The sequence below is a fragment of the Streptomyces sp. LHD-70 genome, from assembly GCF_031157275.1.
Lineage (GTDB): Bacteria > Actinomycetota > Actinomycetes > Streptomycetales > Streptomycetaceae > Streptomyces.
This window is the reverse complement of record NZ_JAVIFW010000026.1, coordinates 20,523-36,914: the sequence shown is the minus strand read 5'-3', so window position 1 is coordinate 36,914 and position 16,392 is coordinate 20,523. Positions and strand designations below refer to the sequence as shown.

The following is a 16,392-nucleotide window of genomic DNA, read 5'->3' as shown; positions in this document are numbered from 1 at the left end:
ACCCTAGAACCCGGCGTACGAAATGATCTTCTGGCCGATCGCCGTATCTGCTGCTTGGTACACCGCCACCATCAACGTGCCGGCGAAGAACAGGCCCAGAGCCCAGCTGAAGGCGCTGCCTTCTCCCGCGTCGGACGCGAGGCGAAGCCGCACCTCTTCCAGATGACGGCGAGCAGCCTTGGCGAATTGCTTCATGATTCCTCCGATGTGATTCCTGTGAGATCGCACCACACGAGACGTGTGGCCACTACAAGGTCATGATTCGAACGAGAGCCGGGACCAGCATGAACGCCGCCATGAGGAAGACGATGACGAGCGAGGGAACGGCCATCGCCTCAGTTGCCTCGTTGGCCTGCCCCTTCCGGTCGGCGAGCAGAGCCCGCCGCACTCCGACGGCCTGGGCACTCAACTGGTCAAAGATCGCGGCACGTTCCTCGCCGGCGAGCGCGAGGGCAGCGGCCGGCCGGGCCAGTTCGGGAACCCCTACCTCGTCGCCTAGGGTCTTCAACGAGCTCCACACGCTCACACCGGCCATGCGGGCATGCTCGACGGTGTCGCGGATTCGGGCCTCCACACGCCCCTCTCCTGGAGACACCGCCCGCACCAGTGCTTCGGCTGCGGAGGCGTCGGAATGGCGGGCCAGGGCGATTCGCTCCAGCAGCGACGCCACGTAGTACTGCCACTCGCGGCGTCGCTTCCTGGCCTTCTTCCGCTCTTCGTCCAGGCACTTGAACACCATGACCCCGGCACAGACCAACCCGCCAAGGAGCGTCGCGAACAGAGGCAACGCCTGTCCGAAGACGGCGGAGATGAACATGAACCACTGCGGGATCAGGAACCCGGACAGTGCGTAGAGCGCGCAGCGTCCCAGCAGAGCGGTAGGGGTGGTCTCCAGGAGCGCGAGGTCACGCGCCGGAAGGCGCGAGACGAACGCGTTGGTCTCCATCATCCGGTTGCCGATGCGGTCCGCCCACACCGCAGGCCCACGCCCTTGGGCGGCAACCTGGGTCGTGGGGGATGAGTCCCCCAAGTCGTGGCTGCGGCGCAGCGCTTCGGCCAGGGAGACTCGGTGTGGCATCAAGGCCCGCACGGCGAGTGTGGCCGACAGTGCGATGATCGCGCCGGCCAGCATGCCGGGCACCGACAGCGTCATGCCGCACCCTCCAACCGTCCAGCGGCCTGTTCCTCGTCAGCGCGCTCCTTCGCGGTGGGCGACGTACGGGGCTCTGGCTCCATGCGAGCCATGCGACGCAGCCACAGCAACGCCAGGACGAACGAGACGCCCAGGGCGATCAGACCGAGCTGGCCCAGCGGTGTTGCGAACGGTGCCGAGTACGAGGGACTGGCCAGAATCCCGGCGACCATCAGCAACGCGAAAATGCTGACCCGGCGGGCCTCACTGCGCGCTTTGCGCCGCTCGGCTTCGATGTCGTGCAGGTCGGAGGCCTGCTTGTCCAGCAGTGCTGCCTGCGCGGACAACGCCTCGGACAGGCCCTGACCGCGGCTGCGGACGTGATCGCGGAACAGGCGGACGATGTCGTCGCCGATCCGGCTGTCGAGGTCGTCTCCCAGGAGCCGGTACGCCCGGGGCGCCGGCATGCCCGACGCGAGCCGCTCGGCCAGGGCGTCGCTCTCCCGCCGCAACAGGGCAGGGACCGTTCCGAGTTCGCGCAGCATCTGCTCGAGCGGCTTACCGCCGCTGCGCACGCTCGACAGCTGGTGCAACCACTCCGCGAGCGCCTCCACCCGGGCCACTTCAGCGTGCTCGCTGCCACCGGGGTAGAGCACAAATGGCATGCCGGCGATGGCTACACCGGTGAGAAGGCCGTGGATGGGCCACCCGCTGAGCGCCCACACCAGCACGGTCGCCACGGCGGCCGTCGCGAGCAGCAGCCGGTAGTTGTCGCGCCAGCCGGCGGGAAGATCCTGGACCGCGCGCCGTCCGCGCCGCCACAGCCGCCCGGAGCCACGGACCCGCGGCCGCCAGCCCCGCAGGACCGCGATTAGGGCCACCACGCCGAGCGACAGCCAGGCGCCGATCACCAGGCCGTACATGCCGAGGTCCGAGCGCGACATCAGCGCATCCCTCCCAGCAATTGCATCGCAGGCCACTGTCCGCCGGACAGGAGCCACCGCGGGTTGAAGCCACTGCGCTCGAGCATGCGCAGACGGCGCGGGTTCATCGGGTTACGCGTGGGCACGGCCCGTTCTTCGATGATCTGCTGCGTGTCCTCGTCCACGACGGGGCCGAACAGCTTCGTCATGGACACCCCGCCGCGCTCGCTCAGCCCGGCGGTCTCCCACACGTGCGAGACGTGGCGGTGGACCTGTCCGCCCAGCTGGGTCTCGTCGATCTTGTCGACGTAGACGACCAGATCGATGGCCGAGGCGATCAGAGTGGAGGCGGCCTCCCAGGTCAGACCTGCCCGCGACAGCGGAACGAAGAGCCTCTCCACCACCACCTCAGGGAACTTGGCGTGGACCGTGCACATGCCACCCACACCGGCGCCGGCCATCGCCTCCAGCATCGCCACGGCCTCCGTGCCACGGACCTCACCGACCATCACCCGGCTCGCTTTGTAGCGCAGGGAGATCCTCACCAGGTCGTTGAGGGTGACCTCGCCGATCGCGTTTCCTGCGCGGTCCCGCTCGCCGTTGCCCTCGCGGGCCTGGAAGCTGAGCACGTGCGCGGCCTCGTGAGGCGTGGAGTGCTGGGTGTCCAGGTTGAGTTCACGGTCGGACTCCAGCGTCGCGATGCGCTCGCCACGCGGCGTCTCACGAGCCAGGGCACGCATGAGGGTGGTCTTGCCCGCCGCCTGGTGCCCTGCGATCAGGATGGTCAGACCAGCCTTCACCGCGGCCGACAGAAACGCTGCCAGCGTCTCGTCGACCATGCCGCGATCCCTCAAGTCCTGCAGCGTCGCGCTCTGCAGGGAGTGCCGGCGGATCGCGATGGTCACGTTGCGCGTCAACAAGGTGGCCGCGACACGGGATCCGTCCGGCAGCTCGAAGTCGACCGCGCCGTTCGCGTAGGACAGGAGCCGCTCGCCATGCCCGGAGGCGGACGCCATCTGGTTGACCCACTCGACAGCCTGGGCCTTGCTGCTGAACGGAGACGGAGTCCACTCCTGAGGGCGGTTGTGCGACTCGATGCACATCCACTCGCCGTCGATGACGATGTCCTCGACCCCGGGCCGGTCCAGGACCTTCTGCAGGACCCCGGCGAGGTGGATCAGGTTGAACACCTCGGTGCGCACCCGGTCCATGTCGCCGTCGCTCAGCGGGAGGGCGCCTTCGTTGACACTTTCCTGGGCCCAGGCCGCGACACGGCGGCGCACCGAGGCCCGGGTGACTTCCTCCACGTCCCGCGGTGCCAGCTCCTGCCCGGCCCGGCGGCGCTGCTTGCGCTCGGCATCCACGTCGTCGGCGACCTGCTGGCGCAGGGTGGTGATCTCCTCCCACGGCACGGGCAACGCGCCGGGAAGCTGCTGCACCGCTTCCACGCCGCCCGGACTCGCCGCCGGGGCGGGTACAGCAGACGGAACGGGAGCCGGAGGACCAGGAGGCGGCGGTGCCGCGGCGGGCATCGGCCCCGGCGCGGGAACGGCCGGGGGAGCCTGCGGCACGGCCGGAGGAGGCGGAGCTGCCGCTGGAGGCTGCTGGGTCTGCGCAGCGTGCTGGGCCATGAGGTCGCCCAGCTTGGTGTGCTGGCCGGTGCCGTTGCTGCCGTTCTTGCGGCCCCAGCGGTCAGCCATGACGTACTCCTTGCTGAAGCTGCTGCATCAGCCGGGCCGCGGCAGGAGAGGTCGCCTGCGTACGCATCTGGCGGTGCAGCTGACGCCGGTCCGCATGCTCGCGTAGGGGCCCCATGAGGTCGTGGGCTGAGCGCATCAACCGCGAACGGGACACACCCCGCGGCATCTTGCCGCCACGCATCACATACGAAGCCCCCGCCTCGTCCCAGGGCAGCTGACCCAACACCGGGATCTCCAAGTAGTGGCCGACCTCATCGCGGTGGAACCGGTCCCCGAGCAGCAGTACGCCCAGGCCGCGCGTGCCCGAACCGTGCTTCTCCAGCTCGGCCTGCAGCACCTTGGCCATCGAGTAGGCGAAGGCCTGCGACTCGGGGGTATCCCGCACCACGAGCAGCACCAGGTCGGCCTGATGAAGAACCGGGGCAGGAGTGAGCACCGGGTGCAGCCCGCCGGCCTCCACGACCATCCGGCCGCCGTCCACCAGCACATCCCACTTCAGGTTCTGGTCCGTCAGCCGCAGCACGTTCAGCAGCGTCGGCCACACCGAGGTCAACGACGCCGCCTGACGCGGATCGGTCAAGCCCGGCAGCACGACCCGGTAATCGCTGTCGTCCATCGGCCACAGGTGCTGCGACACGTACGGCGTGAAGTCGCTCTCCTCACCGGCCCGTTCCCAGTTCGCCTGCGGCAGCTTGTGCAGCCCGATCTCCCGGGTGAGCCGCTCGCCCGGGGCCCGCTCGATGTCGGCGAGCAGACGATGGCGCAACCGGCCCCCGGACATGTCGAGTTCGGCGAGCAGCACCGGACGGCTGCTCTGCAGCGCCAAGGCCGTCGCCGACGTGGTCACCCCGTCCGAGCCGCCCGCGGACACCAACGCGATCATTGCCATCGCCGGTTACTCCGTCCCGCGCGGTTCGCGGACCAGCGCGATCTGCTTCGCGGCCGCTCGCATCGCCAGGCGCGGCCCGTCCGCCGCCGGCACGGCCACGTTCACCACCTGCGCACCGGAGGCATCCGGGCGGCTGACCGACGTCACCGTCGCCGCGATCGCCTCCGGCTCTGCCTGCTCCTGGCCGGCCTTGCCGGAAGCGGTGGGCTGCTCGCCCTGCGCCGGCAGGACGACCGCGGAGACCTTGTCCCCGGGGCGGAGCTCGTTCCGCGGTGCGTACCCTCGCTTGACCTCAATACCGACGACCTGCTCGTCGTCGCCCAGGCCGGCCCCTGTGACGAGCTGCGAGCGGGTGAACAGGGAGCCGCTGCGCAGCTCCACCGCGGCACGCTTACCGACGACCGATGACCGTTCATCGGCCTTGATGGGGGACAGGCCGGGGTCCTCGGCGAACGACACCGTCTTCACGTCCTGCGCGGTGATCGTCTGCCCCAGCGGCACGTCTCGTGCCACCGCGAGCACCTCGATCCGGTCCCCGGCCCGGTTGAGCATGACCGCCCCTGCCAGTGCGCCTAGCAGCGTCACCAGAGCGCACAACGCCGCCAGCGACCACTTGCGCTGCGGACCTCGCTTCTTCGTGCCCGTGCTGGGTGGCAGATCCGGCTGACGGGGCGGGGCCGCCACGCTCGGCGTGAACGATGTCGTGGTGTCCATGAGACTGGCAGGGCCTTTCCGAACAGGGATAGTGCAGTTACGAGTTGACGGCCTGAGATTCGACGATGGTCACCGCGACGTTGGAGGTGCGCAGCTCCGTCAATTGGCCTGACTCTTCGCCGCCTCCGGCGACTTGCCACTCGATCGACCAGGTCGCGGTCGCGTTGACGGGGTACTTACCGCCGGGCTCGTCCGTGGACGGCTGGGTGTAGACATGGCCGCAATCCGGGGACGTCTTCAACCCATAGGACTTCTTGTACGGCGTGCCAGGCCCTTGGCAGGTGACCTTCGTGCCGTCGCCCATGTCCCACACCACCTGCGTCACCTTGGCCGTCGCGGTCGCGGTGAGGCCGCCCGCCGATGCGCTCGCGCTGTTCGGGCCCCAGGTGTTTTGCGACTGGTCCGCCGCCATCCATACCGGCATACCGACCAGACCACGACCGCCCGGCTTCGGGTTGATCGCGATGTCCGGCCCCAGCAGCGTCATCTTGTCCACGGCCTCCTGCGCGAGCTGTGCGGGATCCACCGCAGCCGGCGGATTCGCAGCCCAGAAGGTCTGGGGCAAACCACCCGCAGCACCCCCGACCGCGCTCCCGCCGATCTGCTGCGGGCAGACCCGGGTGTAAATCGCACCGTCCCCCGGCTTATGCCCCTGCCACAGAGAACTCCCAGCCGCAGGCGGCGGATCCATCTTGACCACCGAGCACGGAATGGTCGGACCGCTCTTGCCCTTGCCCTTCTTGGCAGGCTTAGCGCCCGAACCTGAGGGCTTGGAGCCACCAACACTCGCGCCAACACAAAACCGGACCACCTCGCAGCCGCCAGCCGATCCTGAGGGCTTGGGTTCATCGGCGGCTGAGACGGAGGTCGGAAGGGCCAGCATGAACGCAGCAGCCAACCCAGCTCCGATCAGCAGGCGGTGTTCTGCGGCTTGGTCTCCAGTACCACCCACGTCTTCCCCCACTTCTCTGCAGTCACGAGGTTCACATATCGCGTCTTGCGCTCCTTGGGGAGCGGCACTTCCTTCTTGGTCTTGCGGTCGATCAACTTCCACTCAGAAACGTCGACACAGTCCCGGATGCGCGCCAACGGAACCTTCTTGTCGAGGTTGAGCGATGTGACGTCTGGCTCGACGGTCACCTTGCCCGTAGCGATCTGGCCCGCTGAGGCCATCGCCTTCAGGTCCGTCTGCGTCAGGGCGAAAGCAGAGGCCTTCGCGTATGTCTTCAGGTCAGTACCAGCCACGCTCGCCTTGGCGTAGGCCGCCTCCTGTTCGTCCCAGAACCGCCGATAGGAAGCCAACAGCTCTTCCTCGGCAATGTCCTCGCGGCTCTTGGACTCCTGCGGCTTCTTCTCCTGCTGTGAACTGCTGGGAGACGGCGACTTCTTCGCCTCGGAGTCACCCTTTCCTTCGCCGCCACCGCAGGATGCGAGCAGCATCAGGGCGCAGCTCGCCACCGCAACAGCGGAGCCGGTACGGCGAGCGCGCTGGCCTCGTCGTTCGATGGTCATCGATTTGTCCTCCTCGATCCGCCGGCCGTCGGCTGTACCGGTCCACGCTGTGACCGCTCGGTGCACCCGCGATGGTGCGCTGTGGATGTCACCCGACCTCCCCGTGGTCGTTCCATGCTCCGGCCGACTCGGGAACCGCTAACGTCCTTCACGTTGCGGGCGTGATGGTCGGTTCCGCTCGAGTGGCATGAGCCTTACGCTACGTTATCGCCGCTCAATTCCCCACCCTCTTCTCGCAGTTCAGAGGGGCATAGGGGCCAAAACCCGTGATACAGGAAAAGACTCCTGATTCTTCGGCCGAGGGATACCCGGTCGCCTGACCGGGTATTGGGATTGCCGCCAGCAAAACGCACCGCGAAGGTCCGGCATATCCCAACGTCCCTTCTCTTAGCCCACGTTGGCCTGCTGGCAGCGCCAATGCCGACGTACACGGGCGGATGAGCGCGCCGAGCCTCCTGTTCACGCGGCCTCGGCCCTGTCAGGCGCAGTCATCAGCACATCTGTGGAGCTCGAGGGACCGAGGACTGGCGTGACGATGGTCGTGAACGGCCCGCTCGAGCGGAGCTGTTCCAGGGTGGTGACGCCGACCGTCAACTCGCGCGCGTGGGGCAGGTGTACGTCGGCAGCCGCGAGCGCGCGCAGATCGTCGATGCGCCGCTGCGTTGCCCGGCCGGGTGGGAGCGTGAGCACGATCAGCAGTCGGGGGAAGGCGGGGTAGCGCACGCGCCAGGCCTCGCGGCCCGGGGCTGCGCTGCGTGCTCGGCCGGGGCCGGACTGCGGTACGTACTGGGTGTAGCGGGCGTAGGCGGACAGCTTGCGGGCGAGGCGGCTCATCTGCATGGTGCCGCGGTCGACTTCGATGAAGAACGTGTACAGCTCACGCCGGTGATCCAGACCGTCGTCGACGGTGCGGGTGTAGCGCAGTACGGAATCGGGGATCAGCAGCGCGTCCTCTCCGAGGCGGTCACCGTCCCGGATGCGGTGGGCGAGCTCGGGCTCCCAGTCCAGGGGCGTGCAGTCGTCGCCGAAGTGGCGGGCCCACGTGACGAAGGCGGTTCCGGTCTCCACCACGGCGAGGGTGTGCTCCTGCAGCTGGGAGGCGGCGATTTCGGGGCTGATCCGGTAGGCCCGCGCGGTGACCTCGCCAGCGGATTCGACGAGCTCGGCGCCGAGCGAGCTGCAGAACCACAACAGCTGCGGGCGTCCGACGGTGGTGATGCGGCGGGTGGTCGCATCGGCCAGGCCGAGTCGGCGCAGCTCGGAAAGTTGGTTGCGCAGGTACACAGGGCGCCGCGCGTTCGGGGTGAGCAGGCGGTGCAGCTGGCTGGTGGCGACCAGGCGGTGCTGGTACAGGACGGGCAGGATCTGCTGGGCCAGGTGGGAGAGGCTCGAGGGCATCAGCGGACCTCACTGTGGGAATCGGTGCTCGACAAGACGGTGCGCATGCGGCGCTGAGGCGGCGGACCGGGGTCGGTGAGGTGGCGCAGAATGCGGTCGTCGAGCCCCGGGCGGCGGCCCTCCTCGTCGCCGTCGAGGTCGAGGAGGATCTCGCCCACGGTCCTACGGCGCATCGTCCGGTCCACGGTCTTAAGCAGCAGCGGAACCCGCTCGGGATGCCGGTAGTCGGCGTACACCTCCTCCAGTGGCACGCCCAGCACCCGGAACGGGGCGGTGCGCTTGCCGTTGATCGTGGCGGAGGCGACGTAGCTGTACTTGGGCTGCTTCTGGATGGTCTTGGGCGTAATGTCGTCCAGCCGCTTCGTGATGAAGCCGGCCTCGTCGTGGTCGGCGCCAGTTGCCGTGAGCAAGGACTGGTTCTGCATCAGAGCCATGCGCGTGTCCTCGTTGAGACGCATCAGCATCTGCGTCATCGCCATCAGCCGCACCTCGTACTTGCGCAGCTGCTCGAAGATCGCGGCGAGGGTGCCACTAGCGGCACCGTCGACTGCCCTCATCTCATCAACGAAGCCCCACATTGTGGCCAGCTCGCTCTGGTCGATGCCCTCCCGGGACAGACCGGCCAGGAACAGGTCGAAGATCATCAGCGCCGTGATGACGGTTTCGCCGGCACCGGAGCCGGAGCAGCGGATCAGCACGATCTTCTTCTCGTCCATGGCCTGCCGGACCCTGTAGGTGGATCGCGGCTGCCCCAGAAACGCGCGCAGGCTGTCCGAGGTCTCCAGCAGCTGCAGGGTCTGCGTGATGACCGGGACCGCGCCCTTCTCGTAGTCCGGAAACGTGGTCATCCAGAACTTGGAGATGCGTCGCGGCAGTTGAGCGAGGACCGTCTGGCGCCACTCCTCGTCGGTCAACAAGCGGTGGATCGTGAACAGGGTCGGCTGCAGGTCCGGCCGCCCGCGCTCGCACATCCGCAGCGCCAGGTGCGTGAGGACCAGCACGGCCTGGGAGAGGATCGCCCGCGCCCGGTAGGCGCCGCTGCCCCAGCCCTGGGCGAGCGTCAGCCCACCGACCACGGCCCCGACGACATCCTGGATGTCCGACGCGGTTCGACCTTCCATATCGAGGGGATTCCAGGCGGCCACCCGCGCGTCGTGGACCTTGGCGCTCAGGTCGATGAGCCACACCCGCTCGGCGACCGCTGGATGCGTCAGGTAGGGCAAGGCGCGCTTCACCGCCGCGCCGTGTGGGTCAGCAAACCAGGCCCCGAAACCGCCGTAGGCCATCGCGATCGCCTGCAGCAGCGCCAACTCCGACTTGCCGTAACCCGCCTTGCCGAGCGACGCCCCGAACAGGACGTCCTTCTGGGGAACCCCGGCCAAGCGGGTCCTGCCGTCGGCGCCGGTCACCCGCCCCAACGGCACCAGGCCCGCCTGCCCGGTCCACTCCGGCAACTTCGGCGGCGCCGGCGGCACCACGCCACCCGTGCGCATGACGTTCGCCGCCGAGCACTGCACGCTCGGCGGCTTCAACAGCGCCGCCACTTCCTTCGCAGTGACCCACTGCCGCCGCACCGGCGCGAACTCCCCACTCAGATACCTGCGATCGAAACTGCGACGGCGCCACCACACGTTGCTGTACGGCCGCCACCCCGTACGCCGCGGCCCCACCGGCCGCCACCAGTTCTCACCCCGCCAGGCATCCAGCACCGCCATCACCTGATGCAACCGCGCCTGCGCCTGAGCCGGATGCCGCGCACTCACCCGCACCAGCACCTGGACCGCGAAAACCTTCGTGTCCGCGGCCGGCAAGAACTTCCCCACCCCGTCAGCGAGATCCGACTGCCGTGGAAGGCGCCGAGCTGGTCGACTGCCCACCGAAGAACCACCGTTGAGGCCTTCCACGATCGCAGCCAACATCCCTCCGCCTCGGTTCCCGCCCGCCCCGCCGACCTGCTCCCCGTAGGCGGTCGGGCCCCGCCGCCCCGCACTGCGCATGAGCTTGCGCCGCCACCGCTCCACCGCCCGAGTGGGCACCGGCACCAGGTCCACGATCAGCTCGGCCTGCTCGCCATGCTCCCGGTTCACGTGCGCGCACGCTGCCGCCATCACCTCCAGCGGATCCGGCTCGAGGTCGGCAGCCGCCAGGCGCCGCCGGTCCGGCCGGGCGAGCACCAACTCCGCCCGCGCCACATAAAGCTCGCCCTCCTTCACCACAGGGACGGGCTCACCTCCGCGCTCGGCGGCAGCAGACCCCTGCCGCCCGGCGCGCTTGTCCAGCACCACGGTTGCCACTACGGAAATTCCTTCCTGGAAGCCGAGCCGACGACGTCCTCGTCGGCCTCGGACGCCGAACCCGAGCTGACATCGCGGGGGAGCGGGGGCACTCCTTCGAAGTGGATCTGCGGCACGCCCCCGCTGCCGCGGCCGCCGGCATCGACCATGTCGACGCCTGGAAAGGCCGGGAGCCGCAGCAGCGCCCCGGCCCGTGCCGGGCCCTCGAGGCGGTACACCAGCTCACCGTCCTCACACAGCAGGCGGATCCGTACGGCCCGCGCCCGCCGAGGGAGCCAGCCCGCCGCCTCCGGCACGCGCGACAGCCGAGCCGCGTGCCGTTCGATGGACTCAAAGGTCGGGTCGAATTCGGAGGAGGGCACCACGTCGACCTCCACCCGGTCCGCGAGCGCGCGGCGTCCCCGCGCCCACCACCACGTCCCGGCCCCTGCCCACACGACGCCGCAGGCAACGAGGCCACCGGCCAGGAGCCACCGCTCCTGGACCACGAACTGCCAGACCTGCTCCGGTAGATCAGCCAGATCCGCGAACCACGTCACGACGTCCGGCATCAGCGCCGCCCCGTCGCTGTAGTTCCCCGTCGGGCCGGGCGCCCCAGCGCCAGACCCGCCAGGGCACACCAGGCACGCCGCAACAGGAACGCACCGCACAGAGCCGTGAGCACCGGCACCCAGGGCCAGCCGCGCCGCTCAGTCGCGGCCCGCGCCGCCGATTCGCCTATCAACGGCAGGTTGGTGAGATCACCGCCCCACCACCAGCCATGAGCGAACCCGACCACGAACACACCGGCGATCAGCCAGCCGCACCAGCTGACCAGCGCATCCACCGCCGCATCCGTACGGCCGCAGTCGGACTCGGGCACCGAAGAAGACGCACACATAGCCGCCGCTCCCAGGATCCGGGCGGCCGGGCGCCGCCCTCTCAGCCAGCCCAAGGAGCCGATCCACCGAAAACGTGACCGCCGCCAGCCATAATTCTTCGTCGTCCTCGGGCTTTGCCGCCCTTGGCAGGGGGACGAGTAGGGTGCGGCGGGTGACTGCTGACTCTGCGTCTTCGGCTCCGTTCCGCCTGATCGTCTCGGGTGGTGGTACTGGTGGCCACACCTATCCGGCTCTGACCGCGGTCCGCGCGCTGCAGCGCCGACTTGCCGCTGAGGGCAGGGCGGTCGAGGTGTTGTGGATCGGTACGGCGCAAGGGCTCGAGGCGCGGGTGGCTCCGGCCGAGGGCATCGCGTTCACGACGGTCGCGACGGGGAAGATCCGCCGCTCGTCAAACCCATTGAAGATGCTGGGCCCGGCCAACGTGAAGGACATGGCGCGGGTGCCGCTCGGCGTCGCGCAGGCGCGGAAGAAGATCGCCGAGTTCGCCCCGGACGTCGTGCTCGCCACGGGCGGATACGTGGCCGTTCCGGCCGGGCTCGCGGCGCGGATGTGCAAGCGCCCGCTGGTGCTGCACGAGCAGACCGTCCGGCTCGGCCTCGCGAACCGCAAGCTGGCCTCGTCGGCGACGTACGTGGCGGTGTCCTCGGAGTCGACGCTTCCGCTGCTCCCGGAGGCCGTACGGCCTGTGGCCGTCGTGACGGGCAACCCAGTGCGGCCGGAAGTCCTGACCGGGCACGCGGACAAGGCGATCGGCACGCTCGGCCTGACCGGCTTCGACCGGCGGCTGCCGACCCTGTACGTCACCGGCGGCGCGCAGGGCGCGCAGCAGATCAACCACGTGGTCGGGGACGCGCTGGAGTGGCTGTTGGAGCGGGCAAACGTAGTGCACCAGTGCGGGCCGGACAACGTCGCATCCCTGGGCGAGCTCGCTGCGGCGCTCCCGCCAGAACTCGCGGGCCGCTACCACCTCACCGGGTTCGTCGGGCCCGAGCTTCCCGACGTACTCGCGCTCGCCGACGTCGTGATCTCCCGCAGCGGCGCGGGCACCCTCGCGGAGCTCACAGCCTTGGGCAAGCCGGCGGTCTTCGTGCCGCTCGCCTCCGCAGCGGGCAACGAGCAGGCCCACAACGCCCGCCACCTCCAAGCGGCGGGCGCGGCCCTGTCGCTGGAAGGCGAGGTCACCGCCGACCGGTTGCGGGAGGCGGTCGGCCCGCTGCTCTCGGACCCTGCCCGCCGGACTGCGATGGCCGACGCGGCCAGGGCCCATGGGCGGCCGGACGCGGCGGACAGGCTCGTCGACGTGATCCTGTCCGCTGCCTCCGGATGAACAACTTCCGGGCTCAGGCGGGGCGTTCAACGTGCAGGGCGGTGCCGGCCTCGATCAGCACCGCACAGTCATGGAACGCGTCGGGGCCCAGGCCCATCGGGTCGGGCACATCGCGGTCGAACAGGTAGAGGCCGAGCTTCTGCACGTTGTCCGCACCGCAGATGGAGCCGAGAGCCTCGAGGACCGCAGTATCCATCGCCAGAACGGCGTCGGCCCACACCAGCATCTCCACGGTGATCTGCTGCGCGCGGTGAGGCGTGGGGTCGAGGCCGAGCCGCCGAGCAGCCTCAATCATCGACGGGTGGGCGCTCTGGTTCTGCCACTTGCCCGATCAGCCCGCCTGAGCGCACGGCCACCGCTGAGCCGTACCGGCGGGTGAGCGCGATCTGCGCGAGGGGGCTGCGGCAGTAGTTCCCCAGGCACACGGTCAGCAACTTGCGCATGAGGCGGCTCCCACGGTATTGAGGGCCCTGCCGAGCGTGACGGCCACGTGGTCGATGTCCTGTTCGGTCAGGTGCTGGTGGAACGGCAGGCTCAGGATCTCCGCTCCAGCCTGCTCAGACGCCGGCAGAGGGCGACGCCAGGCCGCGAAGGCGGGCTGAAGGTGGTTGGGCGGGTAGTGCACGCCCACTCCGATGCCCTGGTCCCGCAGTTCGGCGAACACCTGGTCGCGGTGGGGTACCCGGACCTGGCACAGGTGCGGCACCGCCTGCTCTATGCCGACGTCGATGAGCGTCACGTCGTCCAGTGGGGCGAGGGCATCTCGGTAGCGGCGCCACAGGCGGCGACGGGTGCGCTTGGTGGTGTCGAAGTGGTCGAGCTGGGCCAGGCCGATGGCCGCGTTGATGCCGGATAGCTGGTAGCGCAGCCCGAAGCCGGCGACCCCGTACGTCGTGGTGTTCGCCCGCGTGGCCTGCGACTGCGTGATGCCGAGGAGCCGGATGCGGCGGATCGTGTCAGCTTCCTCGGCCGTGCGGGGGATGACCATGCCGCCCTGGCCGCAGGTGAGGTTCTTGATCGGCCCGAACGAGAAGCAGGTCAGATTTCCGGTTGCACCGACCGGGCGGGTACCAGTGAGCGATCCGAAGGCGTGCGCGGCGTCCTCGATGACGGCGATACCCCGGTCGGCCAATTCGCCTTGCACAGGACTGAGATCGACCGGGCGGCCGCCGAACAGGACGGGGACGACAGCCCGGGTGGCGCCGGTGACCGCGCGCCGGACGAGTTGGTCGGTGACGCAGAGCGTCGCCGGATCGACATCGACGAACCGGGGGGTGGCGCCCACGACGAGGACTGCCTGGACGGTCGCGCAGAACGTCATGGAGGGCACGATCACCTCGTCGCCGGGCCGGACACCGGCGGCGAGCAGGGCGGTATGCAGGGCAGCAGTGCCGGAGGACACGGCCACGGCTTCGGGGACGCCGAGGTAGGCGGCGACCCGCTGCTCGAAGTCCTCGGTCACCCGGGTGTGTCCGTACTGCCCGGACTCCAGGACCCGGGCGACTGCGGCCGCCTCCGGCCCGTACAAGTACGGGCTGGCATTGCGTGTGAAGTCCGCGCTGCTCGACACGGTCACGACGCTCCTCCCTTCCGCTGTGGGGTGAGGCCGAGTTCGGCGGCGTCGCCGACGGCCAGGGTCTCGATGTACGAGGTGAGGCACATCCCGGTGCGGTAGGTCAGGCGCTCGTGGTCGACGGGCCGGCCGAACAGGCCGTTGACCGTCTGGCCGACGAGGTCCGCGCCCGCGGCTTCGGCCAGGGCGAAGCCTCCCGCGACACGCACGTTCAGTTCGGTGATCGTGACCGCGCCGTCGGCGGCGATGAACCCCTGCACGCAGCACAGCCCAGCCGCTCGCACCGCGTGCAGGGTCTTCAGGACGAGGGCGCGCACGGTGGGGTCGTCGAATGTGGTGGAGACCGCGGCGAGGCCGGCCTTCACCAGATCGCGGCGGCGCAGGATCACTGAGGCCCGTCCGGCGCGGTCCACCAGACAGTCCGCGGTGAACTCGGTCCCCTGAACCCGCTCTTGGACCATCGCGCGGGGGACGATCTCGGTGAGCGCGCGGGCGTGGTCACGCCGGTCAACGAGGTGGACGTGCTGCGCCCCGTGCCCGTCCCGCGGCTTGACCACGAGCTGTCGTCCGTCCGGGATCTCGTCGATCGCCTCGGGTAGCCAGGTGCGCGGAGTCGCGATGCCGTGCTCGGTGAGCACCTGGTGGAAGCGGGCCTTGTCGAGTCCGGCGCGTACCGCATCCGGATCCGGGAGCCACAATCGGACCCCAGCGGCGTCGAGTTGGGGCTGCATGGCCTGCAGCGGAGGGATGTCGTTCTCGATGCCCGCCACGATGGCCTGCACGCCCAGCTGGCGGCAGAGCTCTGCGACGGCCTTGGGGTAGGCGGGGTCGTCGGCGCGGGGGATGAGCTGGGGAATGACCTCCGGCAGCAGGAACCCGGGGGCGAGGCGGTTCGCGTCGGCGGCGACGACCTGATGGCCCAGCCGTAGGAGGCTGCGGGAGAGCCCGAAGCCTGGGTTGGCCCCGACGCCGGTCACGAGGATGCGACATCTCACGGCGTTCACCGCCCGGCCGGAGAGGTGGGCAGCGGACGAGCGGGGCGGGCGGCGTTCGGGTTCCGCATCATGGGCGCCCATCGGTCAGCGTTGCGCCGGTACCAGTCGGCCGTCTCGGCCAGGCCCTCCTCGAAGTTCCGCTCCGGCCGGTAGCCGAGCTGCGCGGCCGCCTTCGACCAGTCCATGGAGTAGCGGATGTCGTTGGCCTGCCGGTCCGGAATGTAGGTGACGGAGTCCCAGTCCGCGCCGCACACGTTCAGGAGGTGGCCGGTCAGGTCGCGGCTGGTCAAGTCCGTGCCACCGCCCAGGTTGTAGACCTCCCCAGGGGTGCCTTCGCGGAGGACCGCCTCGATGCCCGCGCAGTTGTCCTCGACGTGCAGCCAGTTGCGGACGTGCTCGCCGCGACCGTGCAGCGTGGCCTGCTCGCCCTTGAGTAGGCGCGTGATGAACAGCGGGATGATCTTCTCGGGGTGCTGGTACGGGCCGTAGTTGTTCGAGGAGCGCGTCACGCAGACCGGTACGCCGAAGGTCTGGTGGTACGAGAGCGCGACCAGGTCGGAGGCAGCCTTCGACGCGGCGTAGGGGACGGACGGGCGCAGCGGGGATTCCTCCGTCGCACAGCCCTCGGGCATCGGCCCGTAGACCTCGTCCGTCGAGACGTGCACGAACCGCTCGACACCGTGGCGTAAGGCAGCATCCAGCAGGGTCTGCGTGCCGTGCACGTTCGTCGCGATGAACGCGCCGGCCTCGAAGAAGGACCGGTCGACGTGCGACTCTGCGGCGAAGTGCACCACGGCGGTGGCCTCGCGTACGAGGTCGTCCACGAGGCCCGTGTCGAGGATGTTGCCTTGAACGAATGACAGCTTCTCGCTGAGGAAAGCGGTCCCCAGGTTCTCGATGTGTCCGGCGTAGGTCAGAGCGTCGAGGACGGTCACGGTTGCCACGTCGGGAGCGTGGAGGAGCCGCTTTACGAAGTGCGAGCCGATGAAGCCCGCACCCCCGGTGACGAGCACATGTTCCATGGAGGCCTCCTGGGAGGGGAGACGGCCTCCGG

16 protein-coding genes and 1 pseudogene are annotated in these 16,392 nt (G+C 69.4%); 1 reads left to right on the top strand and 16 read right to left on the bottom strand.

Going from position 1 to position 16,392, the window contains the following annotated elements; translation table 11 throughout:
- Window positions 1-3: 3 nt before the first annotated feature.
- The 12 genes from RCO28_RS34375 to RCO28_RS34320 all read right to left on the bottom strand — a co-directional run bounded on the left by RCO28_RS34375 (window position 4) and on the right by RCO28_RS34320 (window position 11,442).
- On the bottom strand, window positions 4-195 hold the full coding sequence (locus RCO28_RS34375; protein WP_308945281.1) for a hypothetical protein: 192 nt from the start codon (window positions 193-195) through the stop codon (window positions 4-6).
- 52 nt (window positions 196-247) lie between these two features.
- Window positions 248-1,153 carry a hypothetical protein gene (locus RCO28_RS34370; protein WP_308945280.1) on the bottom strand — a complete coding sequence of 302 codons (906 nt, stop codon included), beginning with the start codon at window positions 1,151-1,153 and terminating at the stop codon, window positions 248-250.
- Window positions 1,150-2,076: a type II secretion system F family protein gene (locus tag RCO28_RS34365; protein ID WP_308945279.1), complete on the bottom strand. Its 927-nt coding sequence runs from the start codon at window positions 2,074-2,076 to the stop codon at window positions 1,150-1,152. The genes RCO28_RS34370 and RCO28_RS34365 overlap by 4 nt, the downstream gene beginning before the upstream one ends.
- Complete coding sequence (locus tag RCO28_RS34360) at window positions 2,076-3,755, bottom strand: CpaF/VirB11 family protein (protein ID WP_308945278.1); 1,680 nt, start codon at window positions 3,753-3,755, stop codon at window positions 2,076-2,078. Before RCO28_RS34360 ends, RCO28_RS34365 begins: the two co-directional genes overlap by 1 nt.
- Window positions 3,748-4,644, bottom strand: a complete 897-nt coding sequence (locus RCO28_RS34355; RefSeq protein WP_308945277.1) for a hypothetical protein — start codon at window positions 4,642-4,644, stop codon at window positions 3,748-3,750. Before RCO28_RS34355 ends, RCO28_RS34360 begins: the two co-directional genes overlap by 8 nt.
- Window positions 4,645-4,650: 6 nt before the next feature.
- Window positions 4,651-5,358, bottom strand: a complete 708-nt coding sequence (locus tag RCO28_RS34350) for an SAF domain-containing protein (RefSeq protein ID WP_308945276.1) — start codon at window positions 5,356-5,358, stop codon at window positions 4,651-4,653.
- Between the two features lie 37 nt (window positions 5,359-5,395).
- Window positions 5,396-6,256 carry an ATP/GTP-binding protein gene (locus tag RCO28_RS34345; protein WP_308945275.1) on the bottom strand — a complete coding sequence of 287 codons (861 nt, stop codon included), beginning with the start codon at window positions 6,254-6,256 and terminating at the stop codon, window positions 5,396-5,398.
- An 11-nt stretch (window positions 6,257-6,267) separates the two neighbouring features.
- Window positions 6,268-6,870 carry a hypothetical protein gene (locus RCO28_RS34340; RefSeq protein WP_308945274.1) on the bottom strand — a complete coding sequence of 201 codons (603 nt, stop codon included), beginning with the start codon at window positions 6,868-6,870 and terminating at the stop codon, window positions 6,268-6,270.
- Window positions 6,871-7,329: 459 nt separating this feature from the next.
- Entirely contained in the window at window positions 7,330-8,268 is a 939-nt protein-coding gene (locus tag RCO28_RS34335) for a replication-relaxation family protein (RefSeq protein WP_308945273.1), read from the bottom strand.
- Window positions 8,268-10,562: a hypothetical protein gene (locus RCO28_RS34330; protein WP_308945272.1), complete on the bottom strand. Its 2,295-nt coding sequence runs from the start codon at window positions 10,560-10,562 to the stop codon at window positions 8,268-8,270. Before RCO28_RS34330 ends, RCO28_RS34335 begins: the two co-directional genes overlap by 1 nt.
- On the bottom strand, window positions 10,562-11,113 hold the full coding sequence (locus tag RCO28_RS34325) for a hypothetical protein (protein ID WP_308945271.1): 552 nt from the start codon (window positions 11,111-11,113) through the stop codon (window positions 10,562-10,564). The genes RCO28_RS34330 and RCO28_RS34325 overlap by 1 nt, the downstream gene beginning before the upstream one ends.
- Window positions 11,113-11,442, bottom strand: coding sequence for a hypothetical protein (locus tag RCO28_RS34320; RefSeq protein WP_308945270.1), 330 nt, complete (start codon window positions 11,440-11,442; stop codon window positions 11,113-11,115). Before RCO28_RS34320 ends, RCO28_RS34325 begins: the two co-directional genes overlap by 1 nt.
- 152 nt (window positions 11,443-11,594) lie before the next feature.
- On the opposite strand from RCO28_RS34320, the gene RCO28_RS34315 reads away from it, so the two are divergent.
- Entirely contained in the window at window positions 11,595-12,770 is a 1,176-nt protein-coding gene (locus tag RCO28_RS34315) for a UDP-N-acetylglucosamine--N-acetylmuramyl-(pentapeptide) pyrophosphoryl-undecaprenol N-acetylglucosamine transferase (RefSeq protein WP_308945269.1), read from the top strand.
- Window positions 12,771-12,783: 13 nt separating this feature from the next.
- Here the strand turns inward: RCO28_RS34315 and RCO28_RS34310 are convergent.
- The 4 genes and pseudogenes from RCO28_RS34310 to rfbB form a co-directional block, all read right to left on the bottom strand.
- Window positions 12,784-13,083: pseudogene (locus RCO28_RS34310) on the bottom strand (hypothetical protein); the annotation flags it as partial.
- Between the two features lie 114 nt (window positions 13,084-13,197).
- On the bottom strand, window positions 13,198-14,346 hold the full coding sequence (locus tag RCO28_RS34305) for a DegT/DnrJ/EryC1/StrS family aminotransferase (protein WP_308945268.1): 1,149 nt from the start codon (window positions 14,344-14,346) through the stop codon (window positions 13,198-13,200).
- Window positions 14,343-15,320, bottom strand: a complete 978-nt coding sequence (locus tag RCO28_RS34300; RefSeq protein ID WP_308945267.1) for an ATP-grasp domain-containing protein — start codon at window positions 15,318-15,320, stop codon at window positions 14,343-14,345. The genes RCO28_RS34305 and RCO28_RS34300 overlap by 4 nt, the downstream gene beginning before the upstream one ends.
- Window positions 15,321-15,343: 23 nt before the next feature.
- On the bottom strand, window positions 15,344-16,360 hold the full coding sequence (gene rfbB / locus RCO28_RS34295; RefSeq protein WP_308945266.1) for a dTDP-glucose 4,6-dehydratase: 1,017 nt from the start codon (window positions 16,358-16,360) through the stop codon (window positions 15,344-15,346).
- Between the last annotated feature and the right edge of the window lie 32 nt (window positions 16,361-16,392).